The organism is Alkalicoccobacillus porphyridii (assembly GCF_007293315.1).
Classification (GTDB): Bacteria; Bacillota; Bacilli; order Bacillales; family Bacillaceae_D; genus Alkalicoccobacillus; species Alkalicoccobacillus porphyridii.
On sequence record NZ_VLXZ01000212.1, the window covers coordinates 1 to 273 of the forward strand.

At 51.6% G+C, this 273-nt stretch carries 1 protein-coding gene; it reads left to right on the forward strand.

The genetic code is table 11. The features are described 5' to 3' along the window. On the forward strand, positions 1-273 hold a 273-nt coding region (locus tag FN960_RS24065; protein WP_221936857.1), incomplete at both ends, for a P-loop NTPase family protein.

Here is a 273-nt window from a genome sequence, read left to right on the forward strand (position 1 = left end):
TGAGAAACGTCAAACCTGGCGTCTATGCTATTTGTTGGGTGAGGCTGGAAGTGGAAAAACCTGGCTGGCGCAGCAACTGCAAAAAGATAAACATCGCCGTGTGATTACTTTAAGCCTCGTTGTTTCCTGGCAAGGTAAGGCCGCATGGATCGTTACCGACGATAACGCGGCTGAACAGGGCTGCCGTGACAGCGCCTGGACGCGAGATGAGATGGCGGGGCAATTACTGCATGCGCTTCATCGAACTGATAGTCGCTGCCCTCTTATTATTAT